Below are 245 nucleotides of genomic sequence, written 5' to 3' on the forward strand. Positions count from 1 at the left end.
CCCTGAAGGGCATCGCTAGAAAGGTAAGCTCAATGTCCAGCTCAACCCGCTCCACCAAGACCAAGGCCCGCGTCGTCCAGCTCCGCAAGGGCACCACCCTCGAAATGGTCCGGCTCTGCTGCCCGGATGGCCACCAGGCCACGCTCATCTCCGAAAGCTTCGGCCTCCCCGTCCTCGACAGCGACGGCATCCGTGAATTCCACGAGCGCAGCCTGATCGATGGTGCCGACACGCTCTCCGAGGGC

At 64.5% G+C, this 245-nt stretch carries 1 pseudogene; it reads left to right on the forward strand.

The window, feature by feature from the left end:
* Positions 1 to 32: 32 nt before the first annotated feature.
* Positions 33 to 245: pseudogene (locus EH240_RS37735) on the forward strand (hypothetical protein); the annotation flags it as partial.

Origin of the sequence: Mesorhizobium tamadayense (assembly GCF_003863365.1) — a bacterium.
Taxonomy (GTDB): Bacteria; Pseudomonadota; Alphaproteobacteria; order Rhizobiales; family Rhizobiaceae; genus Mesorhizobium; species Mesorhizobium tamadayense.